Origin of the sequence: Fictibacillus nanhaiensis (assembly GCF_019801215.1) — a bacterium.
In the GTDB taxonomy this organism is placed as follows: Bacteria; Bacillota; Bacilli; order Bacillales; family Fictibacillaceae; genus Fictibacillus; species Fictibacillus nanhaiensis_C.
The window spans coordinates 811,988-828,965 of sequence record NZ_JAHVJO010000001.1 but is presented as its reverse complement, the minus strand read 5'-3'; the positions used below and the strand labels follow the sequence as shown (position 1 = coordinate 828,965).

Here is a 16,978-nt window from a genome sequence, read left to right as displayed (position 1 = left end):
CTCCGTTATGACAATGAAGGTGGCAGAGCACTAGCTTTGCTGTCAGGGTGGTACCGCGAATATTTCGTCCCTGCTTATTAGCAGGGATTTTTTTGTACTTTCAAACAGGAGGAATGTGAAATGAGATACTTAACAGCAGGCGAGTCACACGGACCGCAATTAACGACTATCATTGAAGGGGTACCAGCAGGTCTGCCGCTAGTTGCAGAAGACATAAATAATGAACTTGCAAGAAGGCAAAAAGGACATGGCAGAGGCCGTCGTATGCAGATTGAAACCGATCAGGTTCAGATCCTAAGCGGTGTTAGACATGGTGTTACGTTAGGATCGCCTATCACTCTGGTAGTTGAAAACAAGGATTTTGCTCACTGGACGAAGATTATGGGTGCTGAACCACTTGAGGATGATAACGCTGAAGTGAAACGTGTCATTTCAAGACCACGTCCAGGGCATGCAGATTTAAATGGTGCGATAAAGTACAATCATCGAGATATGAGAAATGTTCTAGAACGATCTTCTGCAAGAGAGACTACCGTACGTGTAGCAGCAGGTGCAGTTGCTAAAAAAGTGTTAAAAGAACTTGGGATAGAAGTTGGCGGTCATGTGCTTGAGATCGGTGGAGTGAAAGCAGAACAAACCACTTATGAAACGTTGACTGAGCTAAGAAAAAAAACAGAGAAATCTCCCGTTAGATGCCTAGACGAAAACGCAGAAAAACAGATGATGGAAGCCATTGATCATGCAAAAGAAAACGGTGATTCAATCGGAGGAATAGTAGAAGTCATTGTAGAAGGAATGCCAGTCGCTGTTGGAAGTTACACACATTATGACAACAAATTGGATGCCAAACTTGCTGCTGCTATTATGAGCATTAATGCGTTTAAAGGTGCTGAAATAGGAATAGGATTTGACGCAGCCAGAAAACCAGGCAGTGAAGTACATGATGAAATACAATGGGATATTGAAAATGGGTACACAAGAAAAACAAATAACGCAGGTGGCTTTGAAGGTGGAATGACTACTGGCATGCCAGTTGTTGTTCGTGGAGTTATGAAGCCGATCCCCACTTTATATAAGCCTCTTCAAAGCGTTGATATTGAAACAAAAGAAGCCTTTGCAGCAAGTATTGAACGTTCTGACAGCTGTGCTGTTCCAGCTGCGAGCGTAGTAGCGGAAGCTGTTGTTGCATGGGAGTTAGCAAGTGCGCTTGTTCAGCAGTTCGGTCAAGATAACATGAATGTAATTAAAAATAACATCGTTCGGCACCAAGAGCAGGCAAGGGTGTTTTAAATGGAATACTTGAAGATTACTACACCTTCAAAAAACTATCCGGTTTATGTTGGTGAAGAGGCTATTTCAAAGTTGGTTCCAATCTTGCAGTCTTTAAAACCATCACCTAAGAACGTATTAATTATTACAGATGAAAATGTGGGGAAGCTTTATCTACGTCTTATTCAAGAGACGATTGGCAAGTCTTTCTCATATGTAACTTTTCAAATAAAAGCCGGTGATAGTCAAAAATCGTTTGAAAATTATTATGCCTGCCAAAGCTTTGCACTAGAAAAAGGACTTGATCGCTCGTCTGTCGTTTTAGCTTTAGGAGGCGGCATGATAGGGGATCTTGCAGGCTTTGTGGCCGGCACATATATGAGAGGAATTCGATTCATCCAGATCCCAACTACCATCCTTGCTCATGATAGTGCAGTAGGCGGCAAGACGGGAATAAACCATCCAGCAGGCAAGAATATGATTGGTGTTTTTCATCAGCCTGAAGCAGTAATCTATTCGACTGAATTTTTATCAACTCTCCCGGAAAATGAGATTAGATCTGGATTCGCTGAAGTGATTAAACATGCACTAATTGCAGATAAAGACTTTTATCTCTATCTGCGTAAAAACATTCAATCCTTACATGATTTAAGAGATGATCATCTGCTTTATGCACTAAAAAAAGGAATACAAATTAAAAACAGTGTAGTAACACAGGATGAAACGGAAACAGGAATAAGAGCGTATTTGAACTTTGGTCATACACTTGGCCACGCCATAGAATCAGAACTTCTCTACAAAGATATAACTCATGGTGAAGCGGTTGTCCACGGCATGATATTCGCGTTATCGCTTCACTCTGAAACGAAAGAATTAGCATGTGAATTAATGGAGTGGTTAGAAAGCTTAGGGTATCCACAACTACCAAAAGGGTTATCCGCACCTTCATTAATTAATCGGATGAAAAAAGACAAAAAAGCCTCACATGGTTCCATCCAAATGGTACTTTTACACGAAATAGGCCGGGCATTTCTATCTCCCTTCAACACTTCTGATTTAGAGGAGAAATTAACGGAGTTCTTGCAGGCCAAGTAAAAAAAGGAGCTTTTCACATGAAACACGTCTTACTGATTGGAGTTGGATTAATCGGGGGATCCATCGCTCTAACAATAAAAAAAGAGCATGAAGCCGTTATTATCGGCTATGACATCAAGGCTTCCAATTGTGATACAGCTTTAAAGCTGGGAGTAATTGATAAAATCTCAACCAATTTTGTACAAGATGCAGGAGATGCCGATCTTATCATAATCGCTACTCCTGTAGAAGAAACGTTACATGTTATGGATACTTTGTCTTCTATTCAGCCTGCCATCCAAGCTTTGGTTATGGATGTAGGAAGCACAAAGAATACCATCATGGCTAAAGCAGAAAAACTAGGTGAGAATGGAATTGTTTTTATCGGAGGACACCCCATGGCTGGTTCTCACAAAACAGGAGTGGAAAGTGCTAAACCACATCTTTTTGAAAATGCTTTTTATATGCTCACACCAAGCTCCTATACACCTGAAAATAAAATAGAGGAAGCAAAAGAATGGTTAAAAGGCACTCATGCGAAGTTTATTGTCGTACAAGCTGATGAACATGATTTCCTGACAGGTATCGTGAGTCATTTCCCGCATTTAATTGCTTCAAGTCTTGTAAGAGTCGCACAAAACCATGCTCAGGATAATCCTTTAATCCAACAGTTGGCAGCGGGTGGGTTTCGTGACATCACACGTATCGCTTCTAGCTCACCAAACATGTGGAGTGACATTGTAAGCCAAAACAAATCACATCTCCTTTCTCTTTTAACAGAATGGAAAGAAGAAATGGAAACAGTGATTGGTTTTGTGAAAAATGGAGATAAGAATGAGTTATTTCATTTCTTCGACGGTGCAAAATCGTTTCGTGATGGTTTACCAATAAAATCAAAAGGGGCGATACCACCATTTTCAGATCTTTATGTAGATGTTCTAGACAAAGTGGGAGCTTTATCAAAAGTAACAACACTTCTTGCCGATTCAAAAATCAGTATTATCAATCTCTCAATTCTTGAAGTAAGAGAAGGTTTAGATGGGGTACTGCGCGTCAGCTTTCAAAATGAAGAAGATCGGGACAAAGCAAGAGATCTATTGCAACAAGAAAACTACTTAACTCACATTACGTTGTAGAGGAGGCACTTATTATGGTTAAAAGACTTACACCCATTAAAAGCTTGAATGGAACGATTAAAGTGCCAGGAGATAAATCCATTTCCCACCGAGCCGTTATGTTTGGCTCAATTGCAGAAGGGACAACTTCAATAAATGGTTTTTTAACCGGAGAAGATTGTTTAAGTACGATATCTTGTTTTCAAAAACTAGGCGTTGCCATAAAACAAGAAAACGAACACGTCATTGTTGAAGGTAAAGGAATAAAAGGTCTACAGCCACCTTCATCAGATCTCGATGTTGGAAATTCCGGGACAACCATTCGTTTAATGTTAGGTATTTTAGCCAATACACCATTTACTTCTGTTTTAACCGGAGATGACTCTATTGCCAAGCGACCTATGAATCGCGTCACACAGCCCTTAAAACAAATGGGCGCGCGGATTGAAGGAAGAGACTCAGGAAATAAAGTGCCCCTACAAATAGAAGGCGGTACTGCAAAAGGAATCCACTATCACTCTCCAATTGCAAGTGCACAAGTGAAATCCGCCATTTTACTTGCCGGATTGGAAGGAGAAGGAACAACTTCTGTTACCGAACCGGTAAAATCAAGAGATCATACTGAACGAATGCTTGAAGCGTTTGGAGCGAATATAAAAAATGATGGATTAACAGTTTCCTTAAATGGGGGACAGCAACTCAAGGGAACGCATATTGAAGTTCCTGGCGATATTTCATCCGCAGCCTTTTTTCTAGTAGCTGGAGCCATCATTCCAGACAGTTTAATCACATTAAAAAAGGTAGGACTCAACCCAACACGAACGGGAATATTAGACGTTTTACAAGACATGGGAGCGCAAATTACGTATCAAGATGTGAATGAGGAAAGTTCAGAACCATACGGTGACCTTGTTATACACACCTCACGATTGAAGGGCACAATTATAAAAGGGAATTTAATACCAAGGCTGATTGACGAAATTCCAATCATTGCTTTGGCCGCCACCCAAGCAGAAGGTCAAACCATCATTCAAGATGCACAAGAGTTACGTGTAAAGGAAACGGACAGAATTGAGACTGTCGTAAATCAATTAAAAAAAATGGGTGCCGATATACAAGCTACTGAAGATGGCATGATTATTCATGGAAAGACACCTTTAAAAGGAGCTAACGTCGATAGTTATGGAGATCACCGCATCGGCATGATGTTAAGCGTGGCTTCATGTATTGCAGAGGGTGACACATTCCTGTCAAATAGTGAAGCCGTAGCCGTTTCGTATCCTGCATTCTTTGATCAGCTAAACGCGATTACTAAAAACAATTAATTTGGGAGGGATAAGTGTGAAAAAAGTTCATCTATATCAACAACAAAATCCACTACAAGAGGGAGTGATGGACTTTTTTAGCACCATTCCATTTCATTTAAGCTTTACACATAAACCTATATCTAAACTTGATTCCATTTTGCAAAAGGGCATTATCCGTATTGGAACGACAGGTGATTATAAGCCTTTTACTTATTACAATCCAGAAACGAATTGTTTTGAAGGATATGATATTGTTATGGGAAAAAAAATAGCCAAAGATTTAGGAGTAGAAGTAAGGTTTGTTCCTACTTCCTGGACTGATTTGATGAATGATTTAATGGCAGATCGTTTTGATATCGCTATGGGCGGAATTAGTCGAAATCTTGATCGACAAAAGCGTGCACACCTGACAGCTCCCTATTTTTCAGATGGCAAAACTCCCCTAATCAGACGGGAAGACAAAGATCGTTTCAACTCTCTTCAAGACATCGATCGCCCTGAAGTTACAATCGGTTTAAATCCAGGTGGAACAAATGAAAAATACGTAAAAGCACATATTAATAATGCTGTGATCAAGATGGTGCCTCATAATCTTGATATTCCCCAAAAAGTGGCCAGCAAAGAAGTGGATGTTATGATAACAGACTCTATTGAAGCTCTTTATTACGAAAAACAAAACCCTGTGTTATATGCAGCAATGGTAGATAAGCCTTTCATTAAGAGTCAAAAAGTATATATGATTCCGCGTGGCGATTTAGATTTCCAAAACTGGATTACCTTGTGGATGGAAGAAAACGAAATGTCCGATTTCAGTGTGAAAGAAAAGAGATTATGGGGATTAGCTCAAGCTAAATAAGTAAAACAAGGATGACACCAAAGAGATAAATCTTTAGTGTCATCTTTTTTGTACAAAACTCTTTCTAAAAGATTGTTGCTGATGGTCAAATTTTTATCTTATGTTTACAAGGGATTGAATACAACGTGCGAGACTTCGGCTAGGCTTACCGCACTAGCATCCTGAAACGGAAAACAGCTACTTTTTAAAGATTAAATGCTAAATATTAATTAAATATTCGACAAATTAAAACATATTTCACATTAGAATTATTATAAAAAAGTATTGATTATCCATTGAGAAGTGATATCATTGATAATGTGAGTACAACCATTAAACTTTTGAGGTGATATTGTATGAGTAACGATAAAAAGCATCTTACAACAAGCTGGGGTGCACCTGTTGGAGATAACCAGAATTCCATGACAGCCGGATCACGTGGTCCAACATTAATTCAGGATGTTCATCTTTTGGAAAAATTAGCGCATTTTAACAGAGAACGAGTTCCTGAAAGAGTCGTTCATGCAAAAGGAGCTGGAGCTCACGGATATTTCGAAGTAACAAACGATGTTAAGAAGTACACAAAAGCTGATTTTTTATCAGAGGTCGGAAAACGTACACCACTTTTTGTTCGATTCTCTACCGTTGCTGGTGAAAATGGTTCTTCAGATACGGTACGTGATCCGCGTGGATTTGCTGTTAAGTTTTATACAGAAGAAGGGAACTACGATTTAGTCGGAAACAATACGCCCGTTTTCTTTATTCGTGATGCTATAAAGTTTCCCGACTTTATTCATACACAAAAACGCCATCCTCAAACTCATTTGAAAAATCCAAATGCTATATGGGATTTTTGGTCGTTATCACCAGAATCACTTCATCAAGTAAGCATACTTATGTCCGACCGTGGAATACCAGCAACATTCCGTCATATGCATGGATTCGGCAGCCATACCTTTAAATGGATAAATGCTGAAGGTGATGGAGTATGGATAAAGTACCACTTCAAAACAGAGCAAGGTGTGAAAAATCTATCAAATGAGGTTGCTGCTAAACTAGCAGGAGAGAACCCTGATTATCATACTGAGGATCTTTTTAATGCGATCGAGAAGGGTGATTTTCCAGCCTGGAAAGTATATGTACAAATCATGCCTTTAGAGGACGCAGATACTTACCGTTTCGATCCATTTGATGTTACAAAAGTGTGGTCACAAAAAGATTATCCACTAATTGAAGTAGGACGCATGGTTTTAAACAAAAACCCTGAAAATTATTTTGCAGAGGTTGAGCAAGCCACTTTTTCTCCAGGTACATTAGTTCCAGGAATTGATGTATCTCCGGACAAAATGCTTCAAGGACGACTTTTCGCCTATCATGATGCACATCGGTACAGAGTAGGTGCAAATCACCAAGCACTTCCTATTAATCGTCCAAAAAAAGAAGTGAACAACTATCAGCGCGATGGCCAGATGCGATTTGACAATAACGGAGGGAGCTCTGTCTATTATGAGCCAAATAGCTATAGTGGACCTGTAGAATCCCCTGAAAACAAACAAGCTGCATATCCAGTTACAGGTATTGCAGACAGTGTTGGATATGATCATCACGACCACTATACTCAGCCCGGAGATTTATATCGTCTGTTAAGTGAAGAAGAACGACATAGACTTGTAGAAACAATAGTAGGTGCAATGAGTCCAGTTGAAAGTGACGAGATTAAATTACGACAAATTCAACACTTCTATAAAGCGGATCCAGACTATGGTATGCGTGTGGCAAAAGGACTTGGATTATCTATTACACAGGAAGTAAAATAATCTATCAAAAAAATACGTTCCCATAAAGCTTGGGAACGTTTTTCTTATTTATCGTTTTAAACACTCGCGAAAGTTCGTAAGTCCTCGATATCTGCTACTTTAAATCCATTTGCCTCAATTCGATGAACCAATTCATCAATTTCTTTACGTGAGACACACTCATTGAATGTGATAACGACTCGACGCAAGAATTGTTTCCCAGCATCTTGTGTAAAAACACCTTCAATATTGTAATCTTCATGAATTGCTGTGAACAGTTTGCGTAAGGATCCTTTGCCTTCTGTAGTAGAGACCGTTAGAGAATATCCACCTTTTTTAATTCCATATGAATCTTCTAAAATATCCATTACTTTAGAATGTGTAATAATGCCCAAGAAATTGTGATTATCGTCCACAACAGCCATAAATGGCAGTCTGCGAATGGTAAACAACACTTTGAAATAGGCAGTATTCTCATGAATAAATGCATCTTTTTCTTCAATTACTCTGCTCACTTTATCTTGAACTGAACCTACATTGTCGATGATATAGTCAGAGGTAGTCTCCTTAAACAGCAGTCCTACAAACTTTTCCTCTTTTTCATCAAGAACAGGGATACAGCGATACCCAGATTGAATGATCGTAAATCGGGCTTCACTTATTGACATATTTTCTGTGACATACGTTACTTTAGATTTACTGAGATAATTAGATTTTACTTTCATAGGACACACCCTTTTCAGAATTTTAAAATATTTAAAACTATTTCGACAAAAAATACAAAATACCTGCTTTTTCACTGCATTTACTCCAACTTTTTTCCTGGTTTGCAGAACTGAATTTTCTGTCATATAATTAAATTAGAAATTACTGAATTCGTCATGTTAAAGGAGGTGTAAGGAATGCTTGAAGGTGTACAAATATTTAGCTGGTTAGTCGTTTTCCGTTCGATTACTTACGTATTATCTCGTAATTGGTGGAGTCTGTCTAATTCTAGCTTTTCAAATATTGTACATCGATAAGTAACCTTACCCTTTCCTTTTTTCTGTTTACCGTTAAACCCATGGGCAGGTACTTTTGCTCATGGGTTTTTCTATGAAAAAGGAACAGTGATCTTACAAATTAAAGGAGATAATTACAATGATACTATGCACTGTTCAACATGCAAAAAAAATGTACGGCGGAAATGAAATTTTAAAAAATATATCATTAGAAATACATGAACAAGACCGAGTAGGTATAGTGGGCAGGAACGGGAGCGGCAAATCAACTCTGTTCAAGTTGTTGAGTGGTATAGAGCACGTCGACTCCGGTTCGATATTTATAAAAAAAGAAGCTGAAGTTGGATATCTGGCTCAGCTGGCCCAAGAAGACGATCAAAAAAGTGTGTATGAAGTCATATCTTCAACCTTTAAAGAAATTAAAGAAATCGAGAGGAACATACAAGAGATAAATCTCTTAATCAGTGACCCATCCCAATCCCATCGTCTCGAAAAGAACTTAAATAAATTATATAAGCTACAAGAATCCTATGAAGATTTGAATGGTTATTCTATAGAATCTAAAATTAATGGGGTTTTGGCTGGATTGGGTATTTCTCATCTCTCTAATCAACCTTTTTCGCACATTAGTGGGGGCGAACAAACAAAAGTTGGATTAGCCTGCTTATTACTAAAAGAGCCTGAACTGCTTTTGTTGGATGAACCGACAAACCATTTGGACATTGACACGATGAATTGGCTGGAGAATTACTTACAGAAATATAAAGGCGCTGTTTTAGTTGTTAGTCATGATCGCTATTTTTTAGACAAGGTCACAACTAAAACCATAGAAATTGAAGATGGGGAATGTACTGCCTATAATTGTCCTTACTCTTTATTTGTAAAAGAAAAAGAAAATAATCTATTATTGGAATTTGAGAAGTATCAGGAACAACAAAAGAAAGTTCGTAAAATTAAGGAATCCATCAAACAATTAAGAGAATGGGGCGCACGTTCTGGAAATGAAAAATTCTTTAGAAGGGCACGGAATATGGAAAAGGCTCTATTTCGCATCCAAAATATGAAACGACCGCAGCTTGAACGGAAAAAGGCCGCATTTGAGTTTACTATTAATAAAAGAAGCGGCCAGGACGTTGTTGTTTTTGAAAAAGTCAGGAAATCAATAGAAGACCGATTAATTTTAGACAACATTGATCTGCAGGTAAGATACGGCGAAAAGATTGCACTTGTTGGAAAGAATGGATCTGGAAAATCGACTCTTATCACTATCATTCAAAATAAAACTTATGAGAGCGGAAATATTAACCTTGGCCCCTCCGTTTCCGTTGGGTATTTATCTCAAAAAGGACTTGAGGCCGATCCAAAGCTAACTGTTCTTGATATCTTTAAAGAAAGAGTACAGATGGAAGACGGTGAAGCCAGAAATCATTTGGCAAAGTTTTTATTCTATGGTCCTTCTGTTTATAAGAAAGCGTCAGAACTTAGCGGTGGAGAACGTACACGTTTACGGCTCGCGCAACTGGTATATGAAGGATTTAATTTTCTAATACTTGATGAACCTACCAATCATTTAGACATTGATTCACGTGAAGCTTTAGAACTTGCATTAGAAGAATTTGAAGGTACGATATTGGCCGTTACACATGACCGGTATTTTATGAATAAGCTTTTTGAGCGCACTATCTGGTTAGAATCAGGCAAATTAGAAAGCTATTCTGGAAACTACAATTATGCGGTTGAAAAAAAGAACAGATAATTAAAATAGAGAACAGGCTGTTTTTTCAGCCTGTTTTTTTACTTTGTTTGATTGGTCAGTGATTATCCGGGTAATACTGACTTTTATATAACTGTTAATTAATAGGAGGTACTCTGTGAATAATCCTGAACATGATTTACCACGATTCCCAGAACCACTGTGGAGAAAAAATATTGACTTGCCAAAATATCCTTCTCTAAATGGAAATGAAAAAACAGATGCAGTTGTTGTAGGTGCAGGTATAACCGGAATCACGACAGCTTATTTACTTGCCAAAGAGGGGATGCAAGTCACGTTAATAGAAGCTGGAAAAGTGATAAACGGTACTACAGGTCATACGACAGCAAAGATAACCTCTCAACATGGCGTGATTTATGATCGCCTTATTTCACATTTAGGATTAGAACGAGCCAAACAATACTATCGGTCTAATGAAGAAGCAGGGCAATTTATTCATGATATTGTTCAACAACATCACATTCATTGTAACTATGAACCTCATGACGCTTATTTGTATGCAAGTACTGAGCAAGGAATAAAAAAACTTGAAAAGGAAGCACAGGCATATGAACAATTAGAGATTAATGGCGAATTATTAGATAAACTGCCATTTACTATCTCTCACAAAAAAGGACTTGTCATGAGAAAACAAGCTCATTTCCATCCTGTTAAATATTTAATAGCATTGTTAAAAGAGCTGGATAATCTCGGTGTTAAAATCTATGAAAATACAACAGCTACTGATATTCAAGAAGATAAAAGTGACAAGAAAGCCGTTGTAATAACCAGCGAAGGACATGAAGTAACAGCGAACAATGTAGCATGCTGTACCCATTTTCCGTTTTTTGACGGGCTTGGCTTTTATTTTACAAGAATGATGGCTGAACGTTCTTATGTCATAGCGGTTAAAACAAACGATACATTTCCTGAAGGCATGTATTTATGTGTAGATGAAACGGTTCGATCTTACAGATCCATACTTCAAGATGGAGAGAAAATCGTACTTGTTGGAGGAGAAAGTCATCAAACAGGACAGGGAATTCCAACCCATCAACATTATGAAGCATTATTAAAAGAAGCAAAAAAATCGCTGAATGTTGACAGAGTCATGTACCGTTGGTCTGCGCAAGACCTTATTACATTAGACAAAGTTCCTTTCATTGGAAAGCTAACACATAAACACGACCATATTTTTGTTGCGACAGGGTTCCGAAAATGGGGAATGACAACTGGAACACTTGCTGCCCATATTATTAAAGATCATATCCTAAATCGTGAAAATGAATATGCGGATTTGTATAAACCTCAACGTTTTCAAGCAGATCCATCTGATATTAAACAATTTGTAAAAGAAAACTCAGATGTTGCGAAGCATTTTGTCTCTGGAAAATTAGACAAACCATCTAAGAATCCACGCAGTTTAAAGAAAGATGAAGGTGGAGCTGTTACAGTTAATGGAGAACGCTGTGGAGGCTACCGTGATAATAACGGTGAACTGCATGTAATTGATACAACTTGTACCCATTTAGGATGTGAAGTGGAATGGAACAGCGGTGACAGAACTTGGGATTGCCCATGTCACGGTTCCCGATTTACGTTTGATGGCAGCGTTATAGAGGGACCAGCTACACAACCGCTAAAAAAAATGAACCCATAAACTAAGTTGTAGGGATACTAAAATGGGTTGACTAAGCCGCTAATCATGCACATAAGACATTTATATAGGGTAATTAAGAAGCTTATCATTGAATAAGCTTCTTTTTTATTTACTATTTTTATATGGTTGTGGTCAATTTAGTTCTGTCCTTATGAAACAGCCTTTCCATTTGATAATTTTTTCTTATTTTGAAAAAAATAACAAGTAAAAATAATGATAATTTTTAGAAAATGGTTTAAAATAAAGTGCTTAGGCGTGAGAGGGGGAACAAAAAATGAAGCTTTTAACAGAAACACTTAAGCACTTTAAGCCATATTGGAAAGGCTTGCTGCTAGCTTTTGCTTGCTCTTTAGTCGGAGGAGCATTTACGGTAATACCACCCATTTTAGCCGGAAAGTTAGTAGACGAAATACTTCCAAATAAGATGACAGAGATGATCGGATGGCTGGTAGCAGGAGTACTTTTTGCCTTTCTATTTAAAATTGTCTTTGAATCACTGCAAGAATTTATTCAAGTTCAAATCGGTCTGGATGTTATTACAGATATGCAGATGAGAGCTTTTGGAAGACTGCACAGGACACCGATGTCATTCTTCACAACAACCCCTCGGGGAGATATGTTATATAGGCTTACACATGATGTGGAAGCTGTTCAGAATTTGAATAACACAGTCGTTCCTCGTTTTATCCAACAAGTTGTAAGTGCAGTAGCTGCTTTTATTGCTGTGTTTGCTTTATACTGGCCAGTCGCAATCGTCATGTTTGTTGTGTTTGCCATTTATTTGTATCCTTCTTTTAAACTTGGACATACGATGAGAAAGATGAGTGCTGTTCAGCGTGACATGCGTGCTGATATCTATCATCATCTTCAAGAGAGCATTGAATCAACGAGACTCGTACGTACCTTTCAAACACAAGAGAGGGAAATACATACACAGGATGCAAAGTTAACGTCGTGGAAGAATTATTCAATCCGGGCGGCACTTATCGGTAAAGTAAACTGGCGTCTAGGAAACATGTTTAACATTGCAACACCTGGTGTGGTGATGCTCGTTGGCGGAATCGCTGTTTGGAACAATACAATCTCAGTAGGAACGTTGGTTGCTTGTCTAGGATTCATTCCAACCATGTTTTATCCCATCCGTTCCCTTGCAGAGAATGCTTTAATTATTCAGCAGGCCATTCCTGCTCTTCAACGAATCTATGAATACTTTGATTTACCTGTTGAACATGAAGAGGATCTACCTGTAATGAGACCTATTCGAGGAGATATTGATGTTCAGAATCTATGGTTCCGCTATCCTCGTAATGAAGAGTATGTTCTTAAAGGAGTTTCCCTGAACATGAAAGCTGGAGAGCATATCGGGATTGTCGGTACGAGTGGAGGCGGAAAGTCTACTCTCATCCAATTACTTATTGGACTATATGAACCTGAAGCAGGATCGATTGAGGTCGATCAGCAAAATTTGTTTGCTTATAACCGCAATTCTTTTCGTCAACAGGTTGGTGTCGTTTCGCAGGAAACCTTCCTATTAAATAATACGCTTCGTATGAATCTCTTATATGGAAGAAAAGATGCCTCTCAAGAAGACTTAGATGCAGCTTGTGCCGCTTCAGGACTGACAGAATTTATTGAAGCGTTGCCAGATGGTTATGAAACGATTGTAGGTGAGAGAGGCTTAAAATTGTCAGGAGGTCAAAGACAACGAGTCGCTCTTGCAAGAGCCATTCTACGCCATCCAGCTCTCTTAATCTTTGATGAAGCTACGTCTTCACTTGATGGCGAAACAGAAGAACGTGTTCAGGCTGCCCTGGAAACTCTCATACCTGGACGCACCACCATTACGATTGCTCATAGACTCATCACGGTAAGAGATGCTGATAAAATATTGCTTCTAGATAAAGGAATCGTTGCAGAAGAAGGAACACACGAGGAACTTCTTGCCCGTAAAGGACGTTATTTCGAACTATATATGGCGCAATACAGTGAATTGGAAAAGGAGAGAGCGATATGAGCCAACTTGCAGCTAAGCATAAAAACCGTGACGGCAGACGCGTTCTTGCCTTTTTAAAACCACATAAGAATTGGGTTTTCGCTGATGCATTCGTTATCGCCATCAGCCAGGTGTTCTCTGCGTTAATTCCCACTCTTGCGATTGGCTGGTTAGTCGATACGATTCTTCCCGGTGAATCCAACAAGCTTCTCTGGGGATTAATGTGGTTGCTCATATTTGCCGGTATTGCGGATTTAATTTTAATGGTAATCGATGAATATTTTTGTCATCAAGTCGCCAAAACGGTGACCAACTGGCAAAAACTACGGTTATTTAAACATCTTCAACTATTGCCATTCTCGTTTTACCAAAATAATCAGTCTGGTGAAATGATGGCGAGGGTATCGGATGATCCGGATACATTACATAACTTCCTTGCGTGGGAAGGTTCTACATTTATGGCATCTGTTCAGGGCGTCATCTTATATAGTATCGTTTTACTTTGGATCCATCCATACTTAATGATTACAAGTGTTGTATTAGGTATTATTTTTTACGTAACATCAAATGCAGTCGGCCAAAGAACACGTCAAGCCTCTGCTAATGCAAGAAAAGAAGCATCTCGGTACTTAGAAAGACTCCGCGAGTCAGTGACTGGCATCCACCTATCCAGGGTTCTCGGCGTTTCTGAAGGAGAAGTATCAAGCGTTGCTGAAATAAGAAAATCGTTCATTAAAGAATCACGTTACGAACTAAAAGCTCGTATGCAGTCTATTGTTGTAATTGGCAGCTACAATGGTCTTGCTTTAGCTGTTGTGTACGGTTTAAGTGCGTATTTAATATGGAATAACCATTTAACAACTGGAGAGATGCTTACCGCAGCAGGCCTTGTTGCAATAGCCGCGAATGAAATGCAGCGCATGCTTCGAAATTGGCTTTCTGTCAGAAGAACAGGACCTGCACTTGATCGTTCAGAAATTCTGTTACGTGAGAAAACATCTACAGCAGAAACTGAAAAGGGCATGGTATTACCCACAGTAGAGGGATCTATTGAATTCCGTGATGTGGTCTTCACATATCCCGAAAAAGAGGAACAAGTTTTAAAAGGATTGTCATTTTCAGTTAAACCTGGTGAAGCTATTGCATTAGTAGGTCCTAGCGGATCTGGAAAGTCTACAATTGTCGATCTTTTACTTCGTCTTTATGAACCAGAACAGGGATCCATCTACATAGATGGAAACGACATTTCAACCATTGATGCAGGGTGGCTGCGTTCACAAATTGCTATCGTATCTCAGGATGTTCAGCTTCGTAATGGCTCGCTTGCAGATAATTTACGAATCGCCAAACCTGAGGCTACTGATGAAGATTTGATAAGCGCGATTTATGATAGTGGCTTAGGTGAGTTTATTCAAACGCTTCCAGATGGACTAAACACACTTGTAGGTGAAAGAGGAAGCCTGTTGTCTGGTGGCCAAAAGCAAAGGTTATCCTTAGCTAGAGCTCTTGTTAAAGATGCTTCGATCCTTGTTTTAGATGAGGCAAGTTCTGCACTCGATCCGATTACAGAAGTTCAAGTGAACGAAGCCATTAACAAACGTAAGTCTCAACAAACGGTTTTTATCATCTCTCATCGATTATCAACTGTTTTAGCAGCCAATCGAATAATCGTTATTGAAAATGGAAGAATGATTGAGCAAGGAAGCCATGAAGTGCTTTTAGCATCTGAAAACGGAGTATACAGCCGATTGTTTAAGCGCGAAGCAGAAATCGGAACTCAAGCTTTCAGTAATTAACTCACAAAGAAGGCAGTCCACTTAGGATTGCCTTTTCTCATAATTAATCTCTAAAATTGGGTATATATGATACAAGATGTCCAAAAAGGAGGTATTTTTAATGGTAGAAAAAACGAGACCTTATTTGAATATCCTTTCATTAGCTGCTGTAATATTTGTTAATTATCTAGCCAATGCTTTACCCCTGAACGGAAATACAACAGGTGAATTATCAGCCAAGTATAACGTCCTCATCACACCAGCAGGATATGCGTTTTCAATATGGGGACTTATCTATACGATGTTAGTGATTTGGGTGATCTATCAAGCATCCCCGAGGCATATCCATAATCCCATGTTTCAAAAATTAGGTTATTGGTTTGTAGTCAATTGCATGTTGAATATAATATGGATTTTTGTATGGCATTATGAAAAGCTTTATTTATCATTGATTGTAATGATTGGTTTATTGATTTCGCTAATTGTCATTTATACCAAACTTCAGGGCAAAGACCTTCATCCTTGGTTTGTTAGAATACCATTTTCGATATATTTAGGATGGGTATCTGTCGCAACAATTGTTAACACGGCAGTTGTACTGAACTATTCAGGCTGGGACGGTTTTGGATTATCATCAGAGACATGGACATTCATTATGCTAATTGTTGCAGTTATCATCTCACTACTATTCACCGTAAAAAATGATGACTTAGCTTATCCTCTTGTTTTCGTTTGGGCATTAGTCGGGATAGGTATTAGACATATGAATAGCATGGATATACTTGCAAACACCAGCTTTTCACTTGCTGCATTCCTTTTGTTGTTTATTATTTGGAGAGGTTCAAAACGCAAAAACATTTTGCAGCCGATGAGGACATAATTTTAATTGAAGAATGTGGGGAGATAAGAAATGACTAAATTATCCATGCCAACAGGATTATTATTGGAAGCAGCTATTTCAGGTGGAGTAGCTGGAGACAAATTGGTGGAGGTTCTTTTAAAAAAAGATTTAGAATCCTTAAAACACATCGGGAAAGAAGAGACGAGCTGGAGAAACTTATTTCAATTCGCAGAGAACAACTGGGAATCAATTGTCGATGCAATTCAAAATGGGTATTCGTTTAAGTTTATTACCGTTAGAGGTTTACAAAACTTGTTACAAACCCGCTTCGCATTTATTGAAAACCAAGACTTTCAATTAAATGAATCAGGTATTAACCTTGAACTGAAAAACGATCAGCTGGAATTCCTGCGTTCACGTGTACCCACTCAATGGCAATTTATAAAACATGAACATGAAAACGGTAAATATAATTATCGAGCCGTTCTTTCTCAAACTCAGCACATTATATCTTGAATGAAACTTTGGCATCTGTATAAGGGGGCTACCCTTACATAGA

At 38.6% G+C, this 16,978-nt stretch carries 13 protein-coding genes and 1 other annotated feature (1 of these 14 only partly in view); of the genes, 12 read left to right on the top strand and 1 reads right to left on the bottom strand.

Annotated elements, in window-relative coordinates:
* Positions 1-75 (top strand) — a binding site (T-box leader); it begins 130 nt to the left of the window's first position.
* A gap of 45 nt (positions 76-120) precedes the next feature.
* From aroC to katA, 6 genes are all read left to right on the top strand, one after another.
* Entirely contained in the window at positions 121-1,290 is a 1,170-nt protein-coding gene (gene aroC / locus KUV80_RS04280; RefSeq protein ID WP_222461429.1) for a chorismate synthase, read from the top strand.
* On the top strand, positions 1,291-2,364 hold the full coding sequence (aroB, locus tag KUV80_RS04275) for a 3-dehydroquinate synthase (RefSeq protein WP_222461428.1): 1,074 nt from the start codon (positions 1,291-1,293) through the stop codon (positions 2,362-2,364).
* Positions 2,365-2,381: 17 nt separating this feature from the next.
* Entirely contained in the window at positions 2,382-3,479 is a 1,098-nt protein-coding gene (locus tag KUV80_RS04270; RefSeq protein ID WP_222461427.1) for a prephenate dehydrogenase, read from the top strand.
* Positions 3,480-3,493: 14 nt separating this feature from the next.
* The gene (gene aroA / locus KUV80_RS04265) at positions 3,494-4,783 is read left to right on the top strand and encodes a 3-phosphoshikimate 1-carboxyvinyltransferase (protein ID WP_222461426.1); all 1,290 of its coding nucleotides are present in this window, start codon (positions 3,494-3,496) and stop codon (positions 4,781-4,783) included.
* Between the two features lie 16 nt (positions 4,784-4,799).
* Positions 4,800-5,621: a transporter substrate-binding domain-containing protein gene (locus tag KUV80_RS04260; RefSeq protein ID WP_222461425.1), complete on the top strand. Its 822-nt coding sequence runs from the start codon at positions 4,800-4,802 to the stop codon at positions 5,619-5,621.
* Between the two features lie 335 nt (positions 5,622-5,956).
* Positions 5,957-7,417 (top strand): catalase KatA, encoded by a 1,461-nt coding sequence (katA, locus tag KUV80_RS04255; RefSeq protein WP_222461424.1) that lies wholly within the window; start codon positions 5,957-5,959, stop codon positions 7,415-7,417.
* Positions 7,418-7,473: 56 nt separating this feature from the next.
* Here katA and cbpA read toward each other — a convergent pair whose 3' ends face one another.
* Positions 7,474-8,121, bottom strand: a complete 648-nt coding sequence (gene cbpA / locus KUV80_RS04250) for a cyclic di-AMP binding protein CbpA (protein WP_222461423.1) — start codon at positions 8,119-8,121, stop codon at positions 7,474-7,476.
* 415 nt (positions 8,122-8,536) lie between these two features.
* Between cbpA and abc-f the strand changes: the two genes are divergently transcribed.
* From abc-f to KUV80_RS04220, 6 genes are all read left to right on the top strand, one after another.
* Positions 8,537-10,153, top strand: a complete 1,617-nt coding sequence (abc-f, locus tag KUV80_RS04245; RefSeq protein WP_222461422.1) for a ribosomal protection-like ABC-F family protein — start codon at positions 8,537-8,539, stop codon at positions 10,151-10,153.
* Between the two features lie 115 nt (positions 10,154-10,268).
* Entirely contained in the window at positions 10,269-11,810 is a 1,542-nt protein-coding gene (locus KUV80_RS04240; RefSeq protein ID WP_222461421.1) for an FAD-dependent oxidoreductase, read from the top strand.
* Positions 11,811-12,084: 274 nt separating this feature from the next.
* Complete coding sequence (locus KUV80_RS04235) at positions 12,085-13,824, top strand: ABC transporter ATP-binding protein (RefSeq protein ID WP_222461420.1); 1,740 nt, start codon at positions 12,085-12,087, stop codon at positions 13,822-13,824.
* Positions 13,821-15,599 (top strand): ABC transporter ATP-binding protein, encoded by a 1,779-nt coding sequence (locus KUV80_RS04230; protein WP_222461419.1) that lies wholly within the window; start codon positions 13,821-13,823, stop codon positions 15,597-15,599. Before KUV80_RS04235 ends, KUV80_RS04230 begins: the two co-directional genes overlap by 4 nt.
* Before the next feature lie 100 nt (positions 15,600-15,699).
* Positions 15,700-16,458: a TspO/MBR family protein gene (locus tag KUV80_RS04225; RefSeq protein ID WP_222461418.1), complete on the top strand. Its 759-nt coding sequence runs from the start codon at positions 15,700-15,702 to the stop codon at positions 16,456-16,458.
* A gap of 30 nt (positions 16,459-16,488) precedes the next feature.
* On the top strand, positions 16,489-16,935 hold the full coding sequence (locus KUV80_RS04220; RefSeq protein ID WP_222461417.1) for a hypothetical protein: 447 nt from the start codon (positions 16,489-16,491) through the stop codon (positions 16,933-16,935).
* The last annotated feature ends 43 nt before the right edge of the window (positions 16,936-16,978 follow it).

What these genes read in the sequence shown, in the direction of transcription:
- aroC (WP_222461429.1), top strand. Translation starts at nt 121, where the DNA reads ATGAGATACTTAACAGCAGGCGAGTCACACGGACCGCAATTAACGACT.
- aroB (WP_222461428.1), top strand. Translation starts at nt 1,291, where the DNA reads ATGGAATACTTGAAGATTACTACACCTTCAAAAAACTATCCGGTTTAT.
- KUV80_RS04270 (WP_222461427.1), top strand. Translation starts at nt 2,382, where the DNA reads ATGAAACACGTCTTACTGATTGGAGTTGGATTAATCGGGGGATCCATC.
- aroA (WP_222461426.1), top strand. Translation starts at nt 3,494, where the DNA reads ATGGTTAAAAGACTTACACCCATTAAAAGCTTGAATGGAACGATTAAA.
- katA (WP_222461424.1), top strand. Translation starts at nt 5,957, where the DNA reads ATGAGTAACGATAAAAAGCATCTTACAACAAGCTGGGGTGCACCTGTT.
- cbpA (WP_222461423.1), bottom strand. Translation starts at nt 8,121, where the DNA reads ATGAAAGTAAAATCTAATTATCTCAGTAAATCTAAAGTAACGTATGTC.
- abc-f (WP_222461422.1), top strand. Translation starts at nt 8,537, where the DNA reads ATGATACTATGCACTGTTCAACATGCAAAAAAAATGTACGGCGGAAAT.
- KUV80_RS04235 (WP_222461420.1), top strand. Translation starts at nt 12,085, where the DNA reads ATGAAGCTTTTAACAGAAACACTTAAGCACTTTAAGCCATATTGGAAA.
- KUV80_RS04230 (WP_222461419.1), top strand. Translation starts at nt 13,821, where the DNA reads ATGAGCCAACTTGCAGCTAAGCATAAAAACCGTGACGGCAGACGCGTT.
- KUV80_RS04225 (WP_222461418.1), top strand. Translation starts at nt 15,700, where the DNA reads ATGGTAGAAAAAACGAGACCTTATTTGAATATCCTTTCATTAGCTGCT.
- KUV80_RS04220 (WP_222461417.1), top strand. Translation starts at nt 16,489, where the DNA reads ATGACTAAATTATCCATGCCAACAGGATTATTATTGGAAGCAGCTATT.